Raw genomic sequence first — 22,866 nt, forward strand, 5'->3', positions numbered from 1 at the left:
CGTCTTCTCCCAAAGCAGCCTTTTCCCGATTTAGCGGTCATATCGCCAGCCTTTCGGAAAGGATCTTACGGATTGCATTTATTTACGTTTATCTGTTCTGGATCTTCTGCCGAGGAATATTCCCAATCCTGCAAGGGCTAGACCGACTAAGTAATAAGGAGCCGGACTGGACTCACCAGTCTTAGGGAGCGCGGCATCTGCAGGTACATTGCCTAACGGAATCTCTTCATCAATGATTGTCACAATCGGTGTTGGACTTGGTGTTGCGCTTGGGCTTGGCGTTAGGGTTGGACTTGGTGTCACCACTAACGGCCGAGGTGTTACTGTTGCCACAGGGCCCAAAGGCAGCGGATCATCAATGATTATGGTATCTGGATTTACAATATAGCCGATTATTGGAGTCGGCGTTGGCACTACATTAATAAAGACGGGCGGTGCAGACGATGGCACTGGTGCCGGTGGTAAAGTCGGCGCTGGTGTTGGTGTTGGCTCTGGTGTTGGTATTGGCGTTGGTGTCGGTGTCGGTGTTGGTGTTGGTGTTGGTGTTGGTGTCGGTGTCGGTGTTGGTGTCGGTGTTGGTGTCGGTGTTGGCTCTGTTGTTGGTGTTGGTGTTGGTGTTGGTGACGGTGTTGGTGTTGGTGTCGGTGTCGGTGTTGGCTCTGTTGTTGGTGTTGGTGTTGGTGTTGGTGTTGGTGTTGGTGTTGGATCTGCCGTTGGCGTTGGTGTTGGCTCTACCGTTGGTGTTGGTGTTGGATCTGCTGTTGGTGTTGGCGTCGGTGTTGGTGTCGGTGCTGCTGTCGGTGTTGGTGTCGGTTCTGCCGTTGGCGTTGGTGTCGGTGCTGCTGTTGGTGTCGGTGTTGGTTCTGTTGTTGGTGTTGATGTCGGTGTTGGTGTCGGTGTTGATGTTGGTGTCGGTGTTGGCTCTGTTGTTGGTGTTGGTGTTGGTTCAGCCGTTGGTGTTGGTACTGGTGTTGCCGTTGGTGTCGGTGTCGGTGTTGGCTCTACTGTTGGTGTTGGTGTTGGATCTGCTGTTGGTGTTGGTGTCGGTGCTGCCGTTGGCGTTGGTGTCGGTGCTACTGTCGGTGTTGATGTTGGATCTGCTGTTGGTGTTGGTGTTGGTGCTGCAGTTGGCGTTGGTGTTGGATCTACCGTTGGTGTTGGTGTCGGTGCTGCCGTCGGTGTTGGTGTTGGTGCTGCCGTCGGCGTTGGTGTTGGTGCTGCCGTCGGCGTTGGTGTCGGTGCTGCCGTTGGCGTTGGTGTCGGTGCTGCCGTTGGGGTCGGTGTTGGTGCTACTGTTGGCGTTGGTGTTGGTGCCGCCGTCGGCGTTGGTGTTGGTGCCGCTGTTGGCGTTGGTGTTGGTGCCGCTGTTGGCGTTGGTGTTGGCGCAGCTGTTGGCGTTGGTGTCGGTGCTGCCGTTGGTGTCGGTGTTGGTGCCGCCGTTGGCGTTGGTGTCGGTGCTGCCGTTGGCGTTGGTGTTGGTGCCGCCGTCGGCGTTGGTGTCGGTGCTGCCGTTGGCGTTGGTGTTGGCGCCGCTGTTGGCGTTGGTGTCGGTGCAGCCGTTGGCGTTGGTGTCGGTGCCGCTGTTGGCGTTGGTGTCGGTGCAGCCGTCGGCGTTGGTGTTGGTGCCGCTGTTGGCGTTGGTGTCGGTGCTGCCGTTGGCGTTGGTGTTGGTGCCGCTGTTGGCGTTGGTGTCGGTGCAGCCGTTGGCGTTGGTGTTGGTGCTGCCGTTGGCGTTGGCGTTGGTGTCGGTGCCGCTGTTGGCGTTGGTGTCGGTGCAGCCGTCGGCGTTGGTGTTGGTGCCGCCGTTGGCGTTGGTGTCGGTGCAGCCGTCGGCGTTGGTGTTGGTGCCGCCGTTGGCGTTGGTGTCGGCGCTGCCGTTGGTGTCGGTGTTGGTGCAGCTGTTGGCGTTGGTGTCGGCGCTGCCGTTGGTGTCGGTGTTGGTGCAGCTGTTGGCGTTGGTGTCGGTGCTGCCGTTGGTGTCGGTGTTGGTGCAGCTGTTGGCGTTGGTGTCGGTACCGCTGTTGGCGTTGGTGTCGGTGCAGCTGTTTGCGTTGGTGTCGGTGCTGCCGTTGGCGTTGGTGTCGGTGCCGCCGTTGGCGTTGGTGTCGGTTTCACTGTCGGCGTTGGTTTCACCGTCGGCGTTGGTTTCACTGTTGGTGTCGGTTTCACTGTTGGTGTCGGTTTCACTGTCGGCGTTGGTTTCACTGTCGGCGTTGGTTTCACTGTTGGTGTCGGTTTCACTGTCGGTGTTGGCTTCACTGTCGGTGTTGGCTTCACTGTCGGTGTCGGCTTCACTGTCGGTGTTGGCGTCGGAGTGCACTTAGGTGTCGGCGTTGGCTTCACTGTCGGCGTCGGCTTTACCGTTGGTGTCGGCGTCGGCGTCGGCTTCACTGTCGGTGTCGGCTTTACCGTTGGTGTTGGTGTCGGCTTCACTGTCGGTGTTGGCGTCGGAGTGCACTTAGGTGTTGGCGTTGGTTTTACCGTCGGTGTCGGTTTCACCGTTGCTGTCGGTGTTGGTGTTGCGGTTGGTTTTACCGTCGGTGTCGGTTTTACCGTTGCTGTCGGTGTTGGTGTCAGTGTTGGAGTTGGTTTCACCGTCGCCGTCGGCGTTGGCGTTGCAGTCGGTTTCACTGTTGGTGTCGGGCTTGGTGTTGCGGTTGGTGTTGGCGATGGGCTGGGTGTTGGTGTTGCGGTCGGCGTCGGACTTGGCGGCGGTCCATCTCCCTCGTATGTTCCAAGGTGCATTTCTACTCCGCCGCTAAAAGACTTGGCAATTAGCGTTCCGTAAAGCTCTGCACCGGAATAATTGACATCCGCCTTAGGCGCCAGTATCGTTCCCAAGAAGGTCGTATACGCAATATTCACCTTGGTCGCTTCGTAGAAATTGAACAACACTTGACTTGCTCTACCGTTATTCATTGCGAAACTTGGTACATTGACCGTAGCTCCACTTATGTTAATAATTAACGTGGCATTCTGGGCAATGTTGAATTGAATATTGTTTGTATTCGCCAGCGTTGCCGCATCCAGATGAACTACGTTGAAAAGATCCGGCGCACTTATTGTAAGTGTTCCATAATTATTACCAACTTCTTTCGTAGCGGACAATGCCCCGTATGCTGCAGAACGCGAGATCAGATACTGCTTCTCAGCCGGGAAATCAATCGGGCTTCCCTGCTTCTTCGCGCCTATAATGTTCACACTAGGCTCATTGGCTTCAATGGTGTCCCCATACACAACGTTTCCGTAGATTTCTCCGCTGCCCGAATGTTTAAACTTCTTGCCGGCAACGAGTACGTCGGTGGCTGAAGAATTCCTGTAGGCCCTGGCTACCCCGTAACCTCCAGAGAGAGTAATATTCCCCCCCGCTGCAAGACGGCCTTCAATTTGATCATTGCCTTGCGTGAAATCGTCAAAGATAAAAGCATTAAAATTCCCGGCAATCCCCAAGACCGGCGTTGGATTGTAAGGCACACCAGATGTTGCCCTCACCTCCGTCCCCCAAGTAAAGGCGCTACTTACGGTCAGTACGCCCGCCAGAATAAAGGCGGCCGCTTTTCGCATTTTTCTTCTCAATAATCTACACCTCCTATTCAACTATTCTATGAAATCGCCGCAAAACTATAACAAAAAAAAGGCCGCCACGAAGGGTTAGCTTCACGGCGGCCGGACGACCATAGCCCGGACTTAAGGGGCATCAGATTCCTGACTTTGCGTCCCGCTCTTTCGAAACGGTTTGCGTTTGTACATGATTGATATGAAATTGGAAAAGCTTATGTAATACCCAACTGAAATCTGTGATATTTGTTACTTTAGAACTAACTTCAGTTTAGATGCCTAATGGCATATTGTCAATATATTTCCAATTCATTTCACAGCTATTTTTTTGATAAAAAAATATTGATAAACCCTTTATATATAAGGGTTTATACAAGATGAGAATATAACTTTCTGACGAAAAAAGTCGATAATCCCGCTAATTCGCCGCAGTATTTTTTCCTTTTCACATAGCTATTTCTTACAATTTTAAATATTAAAATTTAGTATTTTAGTCCTATTCCTTCCCCCTTCCCCCAACTCATCTCCGCTTAAGCAAAGCTCACCATGGTAAACGTGAAGAAACGGGCGCTATCCCCTTTAAGGATACCGCCCGTTTTCCGTTCATACCGGAGAGCTCTTTTATAGTAAGGGCTCTATGATATTCATATATTTTCACAAAAACTGGCGCCTAAGCAAACCCTGGCAGCAGTCTTTAATCGACAGTTCTAGGGAGTTTGCGTAGAGGGCTGAAAATCTGCACACGCAGGAATCCATTTTTAGAGCAGCTGAATCCAGCCAATCATTGACACCCAGAGCGGAACGCTAAGGAATAACCCGAATAATAAACCGCGGCGGAGATTTCCTTCATGACTCATTGCCATTCTCCTTTTAAACTGATTTATTTTTAATCTTTATTATTTCAATTTTAATATAAAATAATTTTTCCTATTTTATTGTGAATTATGTCACATTAATAGCCCTCTTTTTTAAATACTATTGATTTTTTTTGAACTTCGGGTTAAATTACGAATATACGTTCTCATCAAAGGGGGTGAGATTGATGCACAGAGCTGAGAGCCAGGACAATATGCTGGTGAAATCGTATATCTTGCTGCCGCTCATTTTATCCGCCTTTGAACGCGATGCTTCCATCCTATCCGCAGAGCTGCGCACACCCGCTCCTTACCTGGAGGTTGTCCGGACAGCGGCGGGCGCAGCCATAGCCGACCTGCGGAATGTCCGCACCGAGATGAGAGCCCGTGGTCTGAAGGTCTATGCACAGCAGCAGCTGGAAGTTGGCATTGAAGCCAAATTTGTCTGCAGGGGTTACCATGAACGGATGCTGCTGCTGGATGATGTCATTACCGCCCAGTCTACTATCCGCATGCGCAGATATCTGGGTCTTGGCACTCCGGATTCAACCGCCTTGAGATGAACAGCATTCTGGCGATGTTAATTCTCAGCGTTTCTCCCCTCATAAAAAAGAGGCCCGCCATGATCGGCAAGACCTCAGGGTACCATATTACACCGGGGGATGTTTGGTAACCCCAATATACATCCCTTACCTGAAAATAAGCTGATACCCAGATAAAGATTACATTAAAATCGTCCAATACCCAAGCGTGCCGCAGATAACCACAGCCGCTACGGGATACAGGATCTTCCGGCTTACCTGATCCTTAAACACAATAAACAAACAAAGCATACAAAGCCATGCGATAAGAAGGCTGCCCATCTCTTATGCATACGCTCCTTCCCGGCAATTCTGCCCTGGCTCCCGCAACATACCGCCGCAGAGTCCGCTTTCCTTATATATAAGAAGATTACCCGCTGAATATCCCTATCATACCCGCTGACAGCTGATCTGCATGAAATTTTTATTTATTTGGCCACAAACGGATTCACCACTCCTGCTCAAGAACGGGATATTCCCAGAAACCTAAGCGCCCTTTGGCAGGTATAGGATGAGCCAGCGCAACTACCCCTTCCAGCTTCCAGGCATACCGGCCTTCTGCATAATCACCGAACACATATTCATTCCCGCCCGGCCAGCTCTGCTGCGCCTGCTGAGGCGTAACCCCACAGCAACCGGCCAGCCGGCTGGTCGCAAGGATTACTCCGGAGGGCAGATTATCCGCGGTGTAGCCGTGCCGGGCAAGCACTGATTGATACGGCTCCGTCTTGCATATGGCCTTATCTACCTGCATACCGGCATGGATGGCTAAATCCCCCCGGTAAGACGTCGGCCAGGAACGGGTCTCGATCTGTTTTTCACCCAGCGCAATTAAGGTGGCCCAAGGCTGGCGAATCGTCAGACACTTCATACAAGGCTTGCCTCCATTCCAGAAAACACATAATGTCCAGTTTACACGCAGCTTCCCAGTTGTTCAAAAACTGTATGAGCAGCTTCATCGACCGGTATGTAGGCCTCAATTCTTGGATATAGATGATGGCCCGCGGAAATATGAATTTGCTTGTACCGGATAGGAACCAACTTATCTGAGGCACCCATTCTGGCTAAGATCATTTTGTGCTGACCATATTCGTTACCTGTGTTGTCAGGCCGCTTATTCCAGTACTTATTGAAATCACTGTATTGCCGGAGTCTTTCGAGGCTATGCGTATACCATGGCTCCTGTCTGGAGCCGGTGTGTAATTTTTGGTAAGCATGTATACCCTCCACTGCATGAGATTCCCATAATTCAAAGGATGCGGCATTGAAGGTTGAGCGGGAACGCACAGGATAATCAGCATTGAAATGAAGATCGGCCATATTCAAGCCCTTATAGAAAGCAGGGGAAGCAGGCAGCTCAAATAACCGGCTAAACCGTTCATTCACCGCCTTGATATTTAACATGTGGTTCACAATCATTGCCGGCAGCGGCAGGCTGCTCAGGATCTGCCTCACTTCTTCCAGCGCCTGCTCCATAGCTGCGCCTTCAAGCGCCGGATAGACCGGGAGATAACCGGCAGCCAGCAGCAGAGCATTCCGTTCAACGGCTGTACACTCCAGATATTCAGCAATACAGATAATCATCCGGCGATCCGGCATGCGGTGTGAGCGTCCCATTAATAGGTTTTTATACGTAGGGCAAGCCATATCGTTAAGCTCCTGCTGAGTAAACCGTTTCAACAACGGATGGGGTTGATTAGCATAATCCAGTTGACGTGTTACGCGAAGGTTCTCAATTTCAGCTATCAGGCCCTTCAATGTTTCTTCCTGAACGTTCCGGTCCTTACGTATAGTCATCAGGCTCACCGCCTTTATCCATAATGAGGTGTAGTTCTACTCTTGGTACAAGCCAATTCCTACAGTATACTCCACTATGAAAACAGGGCGCAATTTCCATTACGCATCTAATTATATTTATGGAGGAGATTCTATGAATCGTGCAATTGTTACAGACTCACCGGCTGAGGGATATTTGACCGTCAAGGAAGTCGCCGCACCGAAGGCCCAGCCCGGGGAGGCAATCGTTAGAGTGCATGCCTTCTCCCTTAACCGGGGTGAAGTTGTTGATGCAAGGAAGGAGGCTGAGGGATTCCGGCCGGGCTGGGATTTTGCCGGAACTGTTGTCCAGCAAGCCCGGAACGGCACCGGGCCCAGAGAAGGAAGCCGTGTCACCGGACTTCTTCCGATGGGGGCATGGGCAGAGCGGGTAGCAGCCCCCGCTTCGTTCTTGGCAGAGATACCGGATAACGTAACCTTCGCCCAAGCCGCCATTTTGCCTGTAGCAGGCCTGTCCGCACTTTACACCCTTAGAAAGGGCGGGATGCTGCTCGGCAAGAAAATATTGATCACCGGCTCCACTGGAGGCGTGGGAATCATGGCTCATCAGTTAGCCGCACAGTCCGGGGCATTTACAGTAGGTGTAGCAAGAACAAAGGAAAAAGCCCAGGTTGCCCGGGAAGCCGGCGCTAATGAGGTTGTGGTTGGAGAAGCTGCGATATCTCAGGCAATTCCTTTTGGGCCTTATCATCTAATCGTGGATTCGGTGGGCGGTGATACACTGGCTGCTTTGATGCCTCAGCTGGAACCGGGAGGGACCCTAGTCTCGATGGGACATTCAGCCTCTCCTTACTCCACACTTGATGTCAGAGGCTTAGGCGGCAGAACCTTGTACAGCTTCTTTCTTGGAGAAGAAGTTAGCCGTTACTCCGTAGCCGACGATCTCAAACTGCTGGCCGGCCTCCTCTCAACAGGCCAATTAATACCCCTCATTGAAGTGGAAGCGTCATGGGAGAAGATAGCGGAGGTATCCGAGGCGCTGCTGGAACGCAGATATTCCGGTAAGGCCGTGCTGTTGATCGATTAATTCTGATATAAAAAGCGCCTGTAAAGCACGCACGACAGATATGGCAGACCCGTGTCACCACAAAAGAGGTTAAATTGGTCATAATATTCTCAATCTCTTAAATGGAGGATTAGGCAACAATCTCAATGAATCAGGCTACCCCCCATTGTATTGAAGGAGGATAATAAACATGCAGAACTAAATAAATAAAGAAAGGATGAATATAATGGAAGATAGCATTAACCCCTCCCATCCTTTTATTGGGATGTGGGTAACCGCAGATGGTTATATAAGGCATGAATTGCTGCCTAACGGCCGCTATGATGAAGCACGCGGAAGCAGAAAAAGCGCTTATCAAGGAAGTTATTCTATTACAGGTGATCACATTGAATATGTAGATGATACCGGCTTCACCGCCGATGGTGATTTTCGCGATTCGGTGCTCTATCACGGAGGCATGGTCTTGTATCGGGAGTAAACCAAGTTTCCACATAACAGGAATAACAAAAACACCGCATTCTCAGGAGAATAGGCGGTGTTTTTGTGTGATGCAACTATATCGTTTCCCGGAACCGATGTACATCCCGAATAGGCGGCTGGCCGAACAAGCGGGCATACTCACGATTGAACTGCGTGGCGCTCTCATAGCCAACCTGATAAGCGACACTTGTCGCATCGCTCGTTGTCGCCAGGAGAATTTTCCGAGCTTCTGTCAGCCGCAGGCGTTTCTGATACTGGAGGGGGGTCATTGCCGTCACTTCTTTGAAACAGGCAAAAAAAGATGATTTGCTCATTCCGGCTGCTTGCGCGAGCTTCTCCACCCGCATGGGTTCCGCATAGTGGAGATTCATCCCTTCAATCACGTGGGCAATTTGATGGGCACGGCTGCCCAAGAGAGCGAACTGCCGTATAGAGTCCCCTTGCTCAGTCTGCAGCATACGGTAAAGAATCTCGCGCACTGCATAAGGAGCCAGCACCGGTAGATCATCCGGCGTATCCAGCAAACGGATTAGATGCATGACAGCCTCATGAAGCGGATCGCTCATCCGGCTGATAACCAAAGCGCGGGGAGGTTCTTGTCCTGTGTTTTCTGTGACATTGGATTGTTGAATCACATCCAAAATCTGATCCATATCGAACTGTAGCTGAAGGGACAAGTACGGGGTCTCTGGAGAGGCTTCAATGACTTGTCCGGTAATTGGCAGGTGCACGGAAGCGGCCAGATAGCTTCCGTGATTATAACAATAGCTTTCCGGTCCCAGCATTACCCGCTTGGCACCTTGAGCAATCACACACAGGGATGGCTTGTATACCGCAGGCACTGGCGCGGATATGTCGGAAGAACGAATAAAAGAAAGAGCAGGATAGGCGGTAACGATGGTCCCATCTTGTACGGCAATACGTTCGATTCGTTCGGTCAATTCAGTCAAGCGTATTCCTCCATTCTGCGACTATTACAATTTACTTTATTGCATTTTGGAGAATTAGGCAATCTCTTCACAGTATCCGGCTACCGCAAGCTTTGAAGTCGGCAGCATAATGAACATGTAACACCTAAGCGTATTTCATTCATAAAAGGAGCGGTGTGGCATGTCGACATTAAAAGATAAAGTAGTGCTTATTACCGGTGCCAGTAGCGGCATTGGAGAAGCGACCGCCAAATGGCTCGCTAAGCGTGGAGCACAGGTGGTGCTCGGTGCAAGACGGACGGACAGGCTAGAAAAGCTGGCGGAGGAGATCAGAAGCGCGGGCGGGATTGCTGAATACCATTCCCTCGACGTAACGGATTTTGAGCAAATGAAATCAATCGTCCAATTTACAGTTCATCAATTCGGACGCCTTGATGCCCTTGTAAATAACGCAGGTGTGATGCCGTTATCGCCACTTGATGCATTAAAGATCGAGGAGTGGAACCGTATGATTGATGTCAATATTCGCGGTGTGCTGCACGGGATCGGAGCTGCTATTCCCGTAATGAAGGAACAGAATTCCGGCCATATCATCAATGTTGCCTCCGTTGGCGCCTATACTGTCTTTCCGAAATCATCGGTTTATTGTGCCACCAAGTTCGCGGTCCGGGCGATTACAGAGGGCCTGCGTCAGGAGTTGGGAGCAACAATCCGTACGACGGTTATTTCTCCAGGCGTAACCGAATCCGAACTGGCTGATACCATCACTGATGAGTCAGCCCTCGAGATGATGAAATCCTTCCGGGCCAATGCTTTGCCCTCTTCCGGTATTGCCCGCGCCATTGCCTATGCCCTTGAGCAGCCTGCGGAAGTGGATGTAAATGAATTGATCGTGCGCCCAATGGGGCATCCGGCTTAAACCGCTAAGCAGATTAGGAAATAAGACTTGACGGCTACCAAAAGTGAATTCCGTTACTTCACTCGAATATGGTAGAAGAATGGTAGAGGTTTATGGTGGTACAGAAAAAAGCGCGGCCTCCGAAATCCCCGGAGGCCGCGCTGCATATTAATTCAAAAGATGCTGGTGAAGGGAATTGAACCCCCGGCCTACGCATTACGAGTGCGTTGCTCTACCCCTGAGCTACACCAGCTTAAAGGATAGTCTGCCTGCCAAACAAAAAATATTATAACTCTTTCAGCAGAAAACGCAACCCTTTTTGACTATTACCTCTGCCTACCCCTGCATAAGCCCCAGCCCGCGGAAATAACCAAGTGCCTCCTTCGCACTCTCCAGCGAGGACACGGCATAAGCCTCTTGCTCTACTATATAGTACAGAATCCCGTTCTCCTCTGCCGCCTCGAAGACGCTCCGGAAATCAACCTGCCCTTTCCCGAGGTCAGTCTCTTCATTATTTGCCCCGAAATCCTTAATGTGGACCAGCGGAACACGGCCGGCATAACGGGAGACATAGTCAATAGGACGTGCTCCGCCCCTGTGTACCCAACCCAGATCGAACTCTGCAAACATATGCTCCGCAGGAATCTGTTCCAGCCATATATCGATGACTGCTTTGCCGTCTACCTCCGCAAACTCATAATCATGGTTGTGATACCCGTACTGCAGGCCTGCTGTACGGACCATCGCGGAGGCCTTCTCCAGGAATGGAATCACCGCCGTCACATCCTCCATTGAGGGGTTCTGCGGAAGCGGTGCCGAAGGGGTGATCATATATTGTAACCCAAGCTCCTTCGCATATTCAATTTCTTTGGCTAACGCCCGTTCCATATTATCCAGACTGCTGAAATCCAGGCCTACATGCGCCGAAGGTGCAGCAAGACCCAACCGGTCCAATGTACGGCGCAGTTCTCCTGCAGACACGCCGAAATAACCGGCGAATTCTACCGCCTGATATCCCATCTCCGCAACTTTGCCCAGTGTACCCAGGAAATCGCGCTCCGTCTGGTCACGCAGTGTGTACATTTGAATCCCGATTTGTTGTGAGGCTTTTGCCATGAAAGATCCGCTCCTTATAGGTTGAATCTGATTACAACTACAGATACTCTTTACTCTCCTTGCAGCTTGCGTTCCACGGATTCCAGCTTGCTGCGGCTCGTAGAAGGCTTGTCACGACGGTCATCAATCTTAAGCGAGGTGGAAACCCGCTGTGCTCCTGACGTAAACGGTGACTCATGCAGCGCTTCTACCGCAGCAAGAATCCGTGCAACCGGTCCTTCAATAATAGTCCCCATCGAAGTAAGCTCATAGGTAATCCCCTCCACGGTCTGCAGCACACGCTGCATATCGGCCACATAGCTGCTGAGACTGGTACTGCCAGTGCCAATCGGAATAACGGTCACTTCGCCAATCGCCATTATGAAATCCCTCCTGCAAGTTTGATGAGTCTGTTCTATCCTTACTCCTTAATTGTAACCCTTCAGCACCCCTCCCACAAATACCCATAGACACCCCCTCTCTATTACTATCTCCCCTGTAAAATTACCAGGATTAGACGCACTCTATTTATGGAGTCTTTGTGGCATCTTTTGGGACAATTCATGACTCATTTAAGGCCATATCCACAGGAAAGTTGTGGATTACCTGTGGACTAACTGTGGATCATCTGTGAGTAAACCTGCGGAACCCGCTCCCCGCGCGGATTCGCAAAAAAATGTTTACAAACACAATATATTGAGTTACTTTTATTTAACAACAACAAAATATAGTAGAAACAGGTGTTTCGCCCTCTTGCTAGGGTTGAAGCTTAATAGGGAAACACGGTGCAAATCCGCTGCGGTCCCGCCACTGTAACCGGATGTTCCAGCTGCCAGACGCCGCTGGAGCAGCATCCTAAGGCAACAAGCCACTAAGGGGCTGCGAGGCCCCTCGGGAAGGCGCCGGAGGGCATGCCGGAAGCCAGGAGACCTGCCTGTTTCTGTGGCACCGGTTAGACTCCTCGAGGAACAGGCGAGGTGCCCGCATGCGGCCTGCACGAGCAGAGTTAGCCTTTCCGTTAATCGGGCAAGAGGCTGCCGATACCTGAGGACGATAGAATATCGTCCTCAGGTATCGGCTTCTGCGGAAGGTACAAGAACAGGTTCCAGAACAGGACAAGCCCTGTGCCCGTTCGTATTTTCCACATAGACCACCGGCAAATGTCCGCTGTTTCGGATATTTGCAATACGCATTCGGGCATTTCCCGCCTCCCGGCTGGAGATGCCTTTTTACTGATGTCATGGAGCACACGCTTCACGCTTACGATACCGAGAGGAGAGAGCTATACAATGACGCTGCTGGAGAAACGATATAACGAAGGACAAGCTGCACAGGAAGTTCTTTTGGAAGAAGTTATTCATTTGGGACGGGATATTATCGACAGCCGGGATTTGGATCTGCTGCGCGAGAACGCCAACTTGAACGGGGAGAGCTTCTCCGGCAAGATGAGCAAATTCGGCAGTGAATATTCCAAGTGGTACGCCCGCAATTTCACGATGCCGCCACAGCTCGTGCAGGCTATTGAAGATAATGTTGTATATGTACACGACCTGGATCAATATGCCATTGGAACAACCAACTGCATCTTCATCCCGTTTGAACGGCTTCTCCGCGAAGGCTTCAATACCGGCAACGGCAGCGTCCGCCCTCCGAATTCGATTATGACGGCTATGTCGCTGGTGGCGATTATTTTCCAGTCCCAGCAGAATGCCCAGTACGGCGGTGTATCCGCCAACAAGCTGGATTACGATCTGGCGCCTTATGTCACTAAATCCTTCGCTAAGCTGTTCCGCAAAGGAATGGAATATTTCGAGGAAGGTGCAGCCGGCGAAGCACTCGGCGAGGTCACTATGACCCGCAGCGATCTGGAAGAGAAGTATCCGCGTGCCTTCCGTTTCGCCCTGAAAGAGACAGAAATTGAAACCCTTCAGGCTGCGGAGAGCATGGTACATAACCTGAATACCATGTCCAGCCGCTCAGGCGGCCAGATTCCTTTTACCAGCATCAACTACGGAACCTGCACCTCTCCGGAGGGCCAGCTGGTGATTAGCTCCCTCTTAACTGCTACTATGAACGGACTTGGCAGCGGAGAAACACCGGTGTTCCCGATTCAGATCTTCAAATGCAAACAGGGTGTCAACCAGCAGCCTGGTGATCCTAACTATGAGCTGTTCCTGAAAGCGGCAGAGTGCTCTGCACGCCGGCTGTATCCGAACTTCGCCAATCTGGATGCTCCGCTGAATATGCAGTACTACGATCCAACCGATCCGGATACTGAATTTGCTACGATGGGCTGCCGGACACGTGTTCTGGGCGACCGCTTCGGACGCAATCACTGCTCGGGCAAAGGCAACCTTTCATTCAATACGCTTAACCTTGTACGTCTTGGTCTGGCTTACGGCACAGTAACCGGCCGCCGCCTTGCCGCTGACGAGGAAGGCTTCTTCGAAGATCTTAATCATTATATGGACGTTGCGCTGGACGGCCTGCTGCACCGGTTCCGCATTCAGGCTTCCCAGAAAGCCAAAGCCTCCGATTTCATGATGCGTGAAGGCGTCTGGGAAGGCGGCGAACAGCTTGCACCGGAAGACAGCGTAGGTGAACTGCTGAAGCACGGCAGCCTGTCCCTTGGTTTCATCGGTATGGCCGAGTGCATGAAGGCTATGTACGGCAAACACCATGGCGAAGATATGGAGGTCCATGCCAAGGCAGTGGCCATTGTCCGCCACATGCGTGAATACTGCGACCGCAAGAGCGAGGAGCTGGATCTGAACATTACTCTATTCGCTACGCCTGCCGAAGGTCTCTCCGGCAAATTCACCAAGATAGACCGCAAGGTTCTCGGTTCCATTCCGGGTGTAACGGACCGTGAATACTATACGAATTCATTCCACATTCCGGTCTATTACGACCTGAGCGCAGCCAAGAAGATCAGCCTGGAAGCTCCATTCCATGAATATTGCAACGCCGGAGCGATCTCTTATGTAGAGCTGAACGGCAACGCCCGCAGCAACCCTGCAGCATTCGTCAAAATCATCAAATACGCGCTGGAGCAGGACATCAGCTATTTCAGCATCAACCACCCGATCGACCGCTGCTCCGGCTGCGGCCACGAAGGTGTAATCGGCACGAATTGCCCATCCTGCGGCGCTCATGAAGACACAACGCATATCCGCCGGCTGCGCCGGGTAACCGGATATCTGACCGGCGACTATCAGACCCGCTTCAATGCCGCCAAGCAAGCCGAAGTACGGGACCGCGTTAAGCATCTATGAACATCTGCGGATATTATCCGGAGTCGATCAATGAAGGAGAGGGATTGCGGGCGGTCCTCTTCTTCAGCGGATGCCGCCACCGCTGCCCCGGATGCTTCAACCCGAAGACCTGGAACTTCAACTATGGAGAGGTCTTCACTCCGGAGCGCAGGCGCGAGATTATCACCGAGATAGCAGACAATCCGCTGCTGGACGGCTTGACGCTGGCAGGCGGGGACCCTTTTTTCTCGGCAGAGGGAGCGGCTGACTTCATCCATGAGCTCCGCGCCGAGCTGCCGGGCTTCCCGGTCTGGATCTATACCGGTTATACGTACGAGGAGCTGACGGCTTCCCCCGGTTCGCCGGAATGGAATCTGCTGGCCTTGTGCCAGGTGGTCATCGACGGACGATTTGTAGAGGAACTCAAAGACACCACTCTCCCCTACCGGGGAAGCAGCAACCAGCGGATTATAGATATCCCGGCAAGCCTTGCCAGAGATAAGGTTATACTTTGGGAGCCTGCGCTAAGCTTCAAAGGGCATAAATCACGGTAAAAGCCGGGCTTACACCCAGCAAAAAGGGCACTAAACTACCGCATTCCGGTGGTTTAGTGCCCTTTTATGTTCCTCAGCAGGGTGATATCTTACGCCTACTCTCCCGACTTACGTGCCGCCTTATGCGCTGTCTCATCCGCCAGCTCCTCCAGCACGCTGTTCAGCCGCAGCTTCAGCTCCTCGGCCAGCTCAACGACACCCTGGTCGTTGCGCACAGCCTGTGAGTCTACCGCGTAGACTCCGCCAAGAATATGCCGGGCGCCCAGCACAGACAGCACCGGCTTCAGCGCATAGTCGATCGCGAGCAGATGGGCCAGACTACCGCCCATGAAGAGCGGCAGCACAATTTTGCCGGCCAGCCCTTTTTGCGGAACCAGGTCCAGGAAGGTCTTCAGCACTCCCGTATAGGAAGCTTTGTACACCGGACTGACGACGATCACCGCATCCGCTTCAGCCACCAGGCCATTCGCTTTGACGATGGCTTCGCTCTCAAACCTGGTATGAATCAGATCCTCCGCTGGAAGCTCCGCTACATTAATCCGTTCCACTTCAAACCCGCGTTCCCGCAGATCCCCCTCCGCATATTCGATCACCGCATTGATTCGGGATACTAGGGATGGCGTACCGTTAATTACCACTATTTTGGCCACTTCCGCACCTCTTCCGTCCGCTTTTATAAGATATGCCGGGCTGCTGTGCCGGACACAAATACTTTAAATTAGTAATAATCCTAGCAGAGTACAGGGAATATTGTCAAACCTCAAATGTGCTTGCAACCCGGCCCTTCTCTGGTTATAATAAACGGCAAACCTATATCCCGACCAGGCCAATGACCGGCATCCAACCGCGAGGCGTCTGCGACCGGAGCAGTTCTCCTGTTCCCTAAGTTTACCGGGTTTCGCCCGTTACCGCGAAGACCAAAGAGGGCCTTATTCCGCGCTTTACAGCTATTTAAACGGAATTAGGTCAACCTGGGTGGCACCGCGAGCTGACGCTCCTCGTCCCATGGATGAGGGCGTTTTTTGCATTTTTTTAACACAAAAGGAGCGGATGCGGCATGCTGGACATGAACTGGATCAGGGAGAATGAGGACATTGTACGGAAGACGGCGGAGTGGAAAAAGATAGCGTTCCCGCTTGCGGAACTGCTGGAATGGGATGACCGGCGGCGGGTAGCCCGCCGGGAAACAGAGCAGCACCGGGCGGACCGGAACGCGCTGACCAAAGAGGTTGAGCGGCTGCTGCGCCAGGGCGACGCTGCAGGCGGCGAACAGGCGAAGGAGCAGGTGCGGGAGATCAACGCCCAGCTGACCACGCTGGAGGCGGAGTTGTTGGAGGCGGAGCGCCGCTGCGGCGAGCTGTTGCTGCTCGCGCCGAACCCCATATCGGCCGATACGCCGATCGGGCCGGATGACAGCGCGAATGTGGAGCTGCGGTGGCATGGCGCGCCGCCGGTGTTCGGCTTCAGCGCGCGGGACCATGTCGAGCTCGGAGAGCTGCACGACATCCTCGACATCCCACGCGGGGTCAAAGCCGGCGGACCCCGCAGCTATGTGCTGAAGGGGGCCGGACTGCTCCTGCATCTGGCCGTACAGCGGCTGGCGCTGGATGTGCTGATGCAGCGCGGCTTCACCGTGATGGATGTGCCGGTAATCGTCCGGCCGGAAGCGCTGGAGCGGACCGGGTTCTTCCCCGGCGGCATGGATCAGACCTATGAGCTGACGGGAGAAAAGCGCTGGCTGGCCGGCACCTCGGAGGTGTCGCTGGTCTCGCTGTACAGCGATGAGATTCTCGATCTTGAAACGCCGCTGCGGCTCGCCGGAATGTCGGCCTGCTTCCGCCGCGAGGTAGGTTCAGCAGGCCGCGATGTACGCGGGCTGTACCGTGTGCACCAGTTCTCGAAGATCGAACAGGTGGTGATGTGCCGGAACGATCCCGGAGAGTCGGAGCAGATGCTGCAGGAGATTCTCGGCAATGCCGAGCATATTCTCCAGCTGCTGGAGCTGCCTTACCGGGTAGTGGCCGTGTGCAGCGGCGACATGGCGATGAAGACACATAAGCAATATGACATCGAGACCTGGATGCCCAGCAGGGAAGCCTTCGGCGAGACCCATTCGGCCTCGAATCTGCTCGACTTCCAGGCCCGCCGCTCAGGTATCCGCTACCGCGATGAAGACGGGCGGCTGCAGTACTGCCATACCCTGAACAACACGGCGATAGCTACGCCGCGCATTCTGATTCCGTTGCTGGAGAATCATCAGCAGGAAGATGGATCGGTCTATATTCCGCTGGCACTGCGGCCTTATATGGGCGGTGCAGATAAGCTGATGTTATAGAAACAAGTAGAAACGGCTTTGCCGTCCTCATAAGGACGGTATCATTTACGGCCTCGCCGTCCTTCAATGGGCAGCGGGGCCGTTTCTATTATCTTTCATACTTTACATTGCATTAACATTGAGTTTACATAGTTTTCAGGAAATTCAGCTGTATTCCTCATAATTTTCCTTAAATATTAAAATATTTTAGGAATTCTTCCTATTAATTTATGCACTATTAACAAATTTTGACGAAAAATTGCTTTGGAAACCTATTATCTCTATTATATTTAAGTGGAAATGATATTTTATGGGGAGGTATACTTACATGAAAATTTCTTCACAATGCAGGAGGCCGCTTAGTCTATTCCTTGCGGTTGCATTGCTCTTGACCGGGATATTCCCGGGATTCTCATCCGGGGTCAGCACGGCTTCAGCAGAAGCAGTACCGTTTGATGTCGGCATCACCCAAGCCCCCTCAGTCACGGCATCCCCCGCCTCAAGTTCCAAAGTAGGCATAGGTTCCACCATTACCTTAAGCACTTCGGTAACAGCAAGCGTGTATTACAGCGTGTACACTAATGACAGCCCTACTGCAGAAGCAGAAAACGTATGGTATGAATCCCCTATTGTTGTCGGTTCAAACTATACCACCCTTACCATAAAAGCTTATTCTTTATTACCCGATTTGGAGAAAGGTCCAACAGCTACTTTTAAATACACGGTTTCAGCTGTACTGGACAATCTGAAGATCAGCCAGATTCAAGGTGCTTCGCATACATCTCCATACCTTGACAGCCTGGTTACCAACGTCAAAGGTATTGTCACTTACATCAAGGATGCGAACAATTTCTATATCCAATCCGCAACCGCTGATATAGATACTGATATCAAAACTTCTGAAGCCATTCTCATCTACCAAAAAGGCGGTAGCAGTGCCGTTAAAGTTGGTGATGCTATAACCGTAGACGGAACTGTCAAGGAGGACGGCTTCCCTGGACAATTGACGACTACGGAAATCGCCGCCAGCAAAACTACGGTTCTCAGCATCGGCAATCCGCTTCCGGCAGCAACCCTTCTGGGTACTGGCGGACGTGTGGTACCGACTACGGTTATCGATGATGATAAGTTTGTCAAATTTGAACCTGACACGGATGCCATCGACTTCTACGAAAGTCTGGAAGGTATGCGTCTGGAGCTTACCAAACCAACCACTGTGGGCCCTGCTGTCTATTATGCTTCCAGCAGCACGTTCGAAATCCCTGTGGTTACAGTTAACGGAACAGCCAACACGACTGAAGTCACTTCTGCTGCGGGCGGCTTGGTGCTGACTGGTGCTGACTTCAATCCCCAGCGCCTGATCCTCTCCGTGAAATCTGCACCGGTGCTGACCACAGGCCAGCAGTTCACAAGCAACATTACCGGTATTTTGAACTATGATTTCGGCAAATTCCTGATTTCCACAGAAACGGGCACATTGCCGGATGTCTCACCCAGCAAACTGCAAAGAGAAGTGACTTCTCTCTCTTCAAATGCAGAAGGCAAGCTGAACATCGCTTCCTTTAATATTGAGAACTTCTCTAAACTTAACGATCCCAAGAAGATCGAAAATGTAGCCAAAGATATCGTGAACAATCTCAAAACGCCGGACATTATCGGCCTGACCGAGGTCCAGGATAATAACGGCACGGGCACTGGTGTTACCGAGGCTAATGAGAGCTTCGAAGCACTGATCTCTGCCATTGAAGCGATCGATGGCGGTACATCCGCTTATGCCTACACCGACATCGCTCCGGTTAACAATCAGGACGGCGGCGTTCCGGAAGGCAATATCCGTTCAGGCTTCCTGTACAATACGAACCGTGTTGCACTGAAGGATAGCGAAAAATCAAAAGGAACTGCCACTGAATCCGTCACCTACAGTTCAGCCTCTGGTCTTAGTGTGAATCCCGGACGCATCGATCCGACGAACGAAGCCTTCATTGACTCACGTAAGCCGCTGGCTGCCGAGTTTACTTTCGAAGGCAACGATGTGATCGTGATCGCCAACCATTTCAATTCCAAGAGCAGCGACAATTACCTCTTCGGCTCCGTTCAGCCTCCGGTCTTCACAACGGAAGTCCAGCGGGCCAAGATTGCCAAGGTCGTCAACGGTTTTGTTGAGGATGTGCTCCAAGAGAATGCGGATGCCAATGTCGTCGTACTCGGCGATTTGAATGACTTCCAGTTCTCCAATACGCTGAATATTCTCAAAGGCAGCGCGCTTACGAATCTCGTAAATACCCTGCCGCTGAACGAACGTTACTCTTACGTATTCCAAGGCAATTCTCAGACGCTGGATCATATCCTCGTCAACAATAGACTGGCGTCGGACACCACACTCGACATCGTGCATATCAACTCGGACTTTGCTGATCCGGGAGATTATCCTCCAGGCACTGACTTCCCGGCCGATATCCGGATCAGTGACCATGATCCGCTGCTCGCACAAATTGACTTCGCTACGGAGGATTTCAATCTGCGGGTACTGCATACCAATGATACTCACGGTCATTTAGAGAATGTGGCGAAACGCACTTCAGCTACCAGCAGCGAACGGACAGGCAATACTGTACTGCTGGATGCAGGTGACGTCTTCTCCGGAACCTTATATTTCAATCAGTTCAAGGGCCAGGCAGATATCAAGTTCATGAATAACATCGGCTATGATGTAATGACCTTCGGTAACCATGAATTCGATATGAACAAGGAACAACCGGAAGTGCTGAAGAATTTCGTAACGGCCGCCCAGTTCCCGTTTGCCAGCTCCAATATCGACTTCACCACGAATAACAGTGAGCTTGCGGATCTCTATCATGAGATGACCGGAATACTTGAAACCGATGAGGCCAAGAGTACAGCCAAGGACGGAAACATCTATCCATCGGTCATCAAGGATGTCTACGGCGAAAAGATTGGTATCTTCGGCCTGACTACCGAGGACACGGTCGGATTATCTTCGCCAGGTGATAAGATCATTTTCAAGAATCATATAGAAAGTGCAAAGAAGACAGTTGAGGCCCTGGAGGCGCAAGGGATCAACAAGATTATCGCGGTTACCCATCTGGGTTACACCGTTGATCAGGAACTGGCCAAGGCCGTTCCGGGTATTGATATCATCGTCGGCGGACACTCGCATACGAAGGTGGATAATCCTCCAACACCAATCGTCAATGTAGGCACCGGCAAGAATGTACTGATTGTGCAGACCGGTGAGTACAGCCAGTTCCTCGGTGAGCTCGACGTAACCTTTGACAAGGATGGTGAAATCAAGGCCTACAAAGGCAAATTGCTGGACGTCAACCTATTTGGCCCAGATGCTGCGGCCAGCGCACTTCTTGCTCCAATCGATGCCGAATTGGCAACTGTCCGGAGTACGGTTGTAGGCTACACCAATGTCGATCTCTACACTTACCGCATGATCAATGGCAAATCGACACGTGTTGTACGCAGTGAAGAAACACCCATCGGGAATATGATTGCCGACAGCATCGCGGAGAAAGTCACAGAACTCCTGCCGAGCTTCGTTTCGGCCAGCGATCGCGCCTCCATCAAGGGTGTTGTTGCTATCCAGAACGGCGGCGGCATACGTGAGGCCATCAATGTTGGTGACATTACAATGGGCGAAGTGCTGACCACCCTGCCTTTCGGTAACGGCCTTGCCGCACTTAAAGTAACCGGTGCTGAAATCATCTCCTCACTGGAGAATGCGGTCAGCGGAATCAGCTCCGACCAGGGCCGGTTCGCACACGTCTCCGGTATGCGATACACCTATGATTCGACCAAAAAGCCGGAGATTGTAGATTCATTAACCAACAAAGTAACTCAGGCTGGCGAAAGAATTGTTTCCGTTGATATCAAGCAGGCGGACGGTTCCTACTTGCCTGTTGATCCGGCAGCCTACTACATCCTGTCCACGAACTCCTTCATGGCAGGAGGGGGCGACTTCTACCGTGCGCTGGCTTCAGCCAAAGCAGACGGACGGTATTATGAGCTGGGTCTACCAGACTTTGAAGTCCTGTTATCCTACCTGAAGAGCCATAATCCGGTGACTTCCAGCATTGAAGGACGCATCACAGACCTGAAAGGTGCGGCACCGACTCCTACACCAACACCGGCACCGACTTCAGGTTCAGGTGGAGGTCCGGGAACAACGGTACCAACTGCAACACCATCACCTAGTCCAACAGCTACTGCCACAGCAGCAGTGCCGCCGCAGGTAACAACGATTACCGCAGCTGACCTGACTGCGCAGCTAGCAGCCCTGCCTGCCGGCACCAGTGAGCTGATCATCCCGCTTACGGCTTCAGCAGGCGGTGCTCAAGTTGTACTGCCGGGCAGTGTGCTGGTTCAGCAGGCTGCTGCGAAACCAAATACAGTGCTGACTTTCACCTCTACCGGCGGAGCATCCTATTCGCTGCCGCTGAGCCTTATTAACGGAACGGCACTGGCTGCCCAGCTCGGTACCAGTGACTTTACGGTTACAGTCTCTCTGCTCCAGGCGGCTACCGCCACACTCGACAGTCTGAATAAGGCTATCGCAGCACAGGCTGGCTCCGTCACTCTGGCCGCACCGGTCATTGAATTCTCGGTTACCGCTGAGGCCGGCAATACAAGCGTGCCGCTGAACAGCTTCGGCAGCACCTACGTGAAGCGGACTATTACTGCGACGGGAACGTTGAGTTCTCAAGGGGCAACAGCCGTATCCTATGACCCGGCTACCGGCAAGCTGTCCTTCGTACCTTCAATCTTCGCCGGCATCTCAGGCGGAAATACTGAAGTGACGATCAAACGCAACAGCAACAGCTACTATACGGTTGTGAAGTCCACCAAGACCTTCGGTGATACTACAGGGCACTGGGCGCAATCATCCATTGAGCTGCTGGCTTCCAAGCTGATTATTACCGGCACCAGCAGTACCGCCTTCTCGCCTTCGCTGTCTATCACGCGGGCAGAATTCGCGGCACTGATTACCCGCTCTCTCGGACTCGCATCCGCAAGCGGAGGAACCACCTTCAGTGATGTCAGCACAGGCGCATGGTATGCTGATGCCGTACAGACAGCAGCCGCAGCAGGTCTGATTACCGGATATACAGATGGCAGCTTCAAGCCGGGCAATCCGATTAGCCGCCAGGAAATGGCTGCGGTCCTGTCCAAAGCCATCAAGTACACCGGCAAAACCCTGACTGCCGATCCGGCAGTGCTGGCTAAATTCAGTGATGCTGCAGGCATCCCGGACTGGTCCAGAGCAGCAGTAGCAGAAATAGCTGCCGAAGGCATCATTCAGGGGACACCTGACGGCGCGTTCGCTCCGGCGAAGCTGGCTACCCGTGCGGAAGCCGCTACGATGCTGGAGAAGACCTTGAAGTCACTTCAATTCATTAACTGACCAGGCTCAAAGTTATACATTGAAAGGCGGTACCCGCGGCGCATAATGCGCTGCAGGTGCCGCCTTTTTCTATACGGGT

Annotated in this window: 16 protein-coding genes, 1 tRNA gene and 2 riboswitches; of the genes, 8 read left to right on the forward strand and 9 right to left on the reverse strand. The window is 52.2% G+C overall.

Translation table 11 applies throughout. The annotated features are described in order from the left end of the window. Positions 1–78: 78 nt before the first annotated feature. Positions 79–3,576, reverse strand: coding sequence for a collagen-binding domain-containing protein (locus MHI42_RS17970; RefSeq protein WP_342424648.1), 3,498 nt, complete (start codon positions 3,574–3,576; stop codon positions 79–81). Positions 3,577–3,658: 82 nt separating this feature from the next. Then, a riboswitch (cyclic di-GMP riboswitch) is annotated at positions 3,659–3,751 on the reverse strand. Positions 3,752–4,600: 849 nt separating this feature from the next. Between MHI42_RS17970 and MHI42_RS17975 the strand changes: the two genes are divergently transcribed. Then, positions 4,601–4,975, forward strand: coding sequence for a hypothetical protein (locus MHI42_RS17975; protein ID WP_042133162.1), 375 nt, complete (start codon positions 4,601–4,603; stop codon positions 4,973–4,975). Positions 4,976–5,441: 466 nt separating this feature from the next. On the opposite strand, the gene MHI42_RS17980 is transcribed toward MHI42_RS17975, so the two are convergent. Both MHI42_RS17980 and MHI42_RS17985 read right to left on the reverse strand, forming a co-directional pair. Next, positions 5,442–5,864 carry an ASCH domain-containing protein gene (locus tag MHI42_RS17980; protein ID WP_039307636.1) on the reverse strand — a complete coding sequence of 141 codons (423 nt, stop codon included), beginning with the start codon at positions 5,862–5,864 and terminating at the stop codon, positions 5,442–5,444. Between the two features lie 41 nt (positions 5,865–5,905). Next, positions 5,906–6,790: a hypothetical protein gene (locus MHI42_RS17985; protein ID WP_342424649.1), complete on the reverse strand. Its 885-nt coding sequence runs from the start codon at positions 6,788–6,790 to the stop codon at positions 5,906–5,908. Between the two features lie 133 nt (positions 6,791–6,923). On the opposite strand from MHI42_RS17985, the gene MHI42_RS17990 reads away from it, so the two are divergent. Both MHI42_RS17990 and MHI42_RS17995 read left to right on the forward strand, forming a co-directional pair. Then, a complete protein-coding gene (locus tag MHI42_RS17990; RefSeq protein ID WP_342424650.1) occupies positions 6,924–7,856 on the forward strand; it encodes a zinc-binding dehydrogenase in 933 nt (310 codons plus the stop codon). Between the two features lie 205 nt (positions 7,857–8,061). Beyond that, positions 8,062–8,313: an Atu4866 domain-containing protein gene (locus MHI42_RS17995; protein ID WP_342424651.1), complete on the forward strand. Its 252-nt coding sequence runs from the start codon at positions 8,062–8,064 to the stop codon at positions 8,311–8,313. A gap of 76 nt (positions 8,314–8,389) precedes the next feature. Here the strand turns inward: MHI42_RS17995 and MHI42_RS18000 are convergent, their stop codons facing one another. Then, the gene (locus MHI42_RS18000) at positions 8,390–9,265 is read right to left on the reverse strand and encodes an AraC family transcriptional regulator (protein ID WP_231575271.1); all 876 of its coding nucleotides are present in this window, start codon (positions 9,263–9,265) and stop codon (positions 8,390–8,392) included. Between the two features lie 160 nt (positions 9,266–9,425). On the opposite strand from MHI42_RS18000, the gene MHI42_RS18005 reads away from it, so the two are divergent. Further along, positions 9,426–10,163 (forward strand): SDR family oxidoreductase, encoded by a 738-nt coding sequence (locus tag MHI42_RS18005; RefSeq protein ID WP_342424652.1) that lies wholly within the window; start codon positions 9,426–9,428, stop codon positions 10,161–10,163. A gap of 160 nt (positions 10,164–10,323) precedes the next feature. Here MHI42_RS18005 and MHI42_RS18010 read toward each other — a convergent pair. From MHI42_RS18010 to MHI42_RS18025, 4 genes are all read right to left on the reverse strand, one after another. After that, positions 10,324–10,395: transfer RNA gene (locus MHI42_RS18010), tRNA-Thr, on the reverse strand. An 83-nt stretch (positions 10,396–10,478) separates the two neighbouring features. Next, entirely contained in the window at positions 10,479–11,258 is a 780-nt protein-coding gene (locus tag MHI42_RS18015) for a sugar phosphate isomerase/epimerase (protein WP_342424653.1), read from the reverse strand. A 50-nt stretch (positions 11,259–11,308) separates the two neighbouring features. Beyond that, positions 11,309–11,617: an MTH1187 family thiamine-binding protein gene (locus MHI42_RS18020; protein WP_042133148.1), complete on the reverse strand. Its 309-nt coding sequence runs from the start codon at positions 11,615–11,617 to the stop codon at positions 11,309–11,311. Positions 11,618–11,958: 341 nt separating this feature from the next. Continuing rightward, positions 11,959–12,190, forward strand: a riboswitch (cobalamin riboswitch). A gap of 114 nt (positions 12,191–12,304) precedes the next feature. Continuing rightward, positions 12,305–12,430 carry a hypothetical protein gene (locus MHI42_RS18025; RefSeq protein ID WP_256704072.1) on the reverse strand — a complete coding sequence of 42 codons (126 nt, stop codon included), beginning with the start codon at positions 12,428–12,430 and terminating at the stop codon, positions 12,305–12,307. A gap of 96 nt (positions 12,431–12,526) precedes the next feature. Between MHI42_RS18025 and MHI42_RS18030 the strand changes: the two genes are divergently transcribed. Both MHI42_RS18030 and nrdG read left to right on the forward strand, forming a co-directional pair. Then, positions 12,527–14,512 (forward strand): anaerobic ribonucleoside triphosphate reductase, encoded by a 1,986-nt coding sequence (locus MHI42_RS18030; RefSeq protein WP_042133144.1) that lies wholly within the window; start codon positions 12,527–12,529, stop codon positions 14,510–14,512. Further along, positions 14,509–15,045: an anaerobic ribonucleoside-triphosphate reductase activating protein gene (gene nrdG / locus MHI42_RS18035; RefSeq protein ID WP_342424654.1), complete on the forward strand. Its 537-nt coding sequence runs from the start codon at positions 14,509–14,511 to the stop codon at positions 15,043–15,045. The genes MHI42_RS18030 and nrdG overlap by 4 nt, the downstream gene beginning before the upstream one ends. A gap of 95 nt (positions 15,046–15,140) precedes the next feature. Here nrdG and ssuE read toward each other — a convergent pair whose 3' ends face one another. Continuing rightward, positions 15,141–15,695, reverse strand: coding sequence for an NADPH-dependent FMN reductase (gene ssuE / locus MHI42_RS18040; RefSeq protein ID WP_076248839.1), 555 nt, complete (start codon positions 15,693–15,695; stop codon positions 15,141–15,143). Between the two features lie 407 nt (positions 15,696–16,102). Here ssuE and serS point away from each other — a divergent pair, with 407 nt between their 5' ends. Both serS and MHI42_RS18050 read left to right on the forward strand, forming a co-directional pair. Continuing rightward, positions 16,103–17,380: a serine--tRNA ligase gene (serS, locus tag MHI42_RS18045; RefSeq protein ID WP_342424655.1), complete on the forward strand. Its 1,278-nt coding sequence runs from the start codon at positions 16,103–16,105 to the stop codon at positions 17,378–17,380. Between the two features lie 307 nt (positions 17,381–17,687). Then, on the forward strand, positions 17,688–22,787 hold the full coding sequence (locus MHI42_RS18050; protein WP_342424656.1) for an S-layer homology domain-containing protein: 5,100 nt from the start codon (positions 17,688–17,690) through the stop codon (positions 22,785–22,787). Positions 22,788–22,866: the final 79 nt, after the last annotated feature.

This window comes from Paenibacillus sp. FSL E2-0178, from assembly GCF_038593005.1.
GTDB classification, from domain to species: Bacteria; Bacillota; Bacilli; order Paenibacillales; family Paenibacillaceae; genus Paenibacillus_AQ; species Paenibacillus_AQ phytohabitans.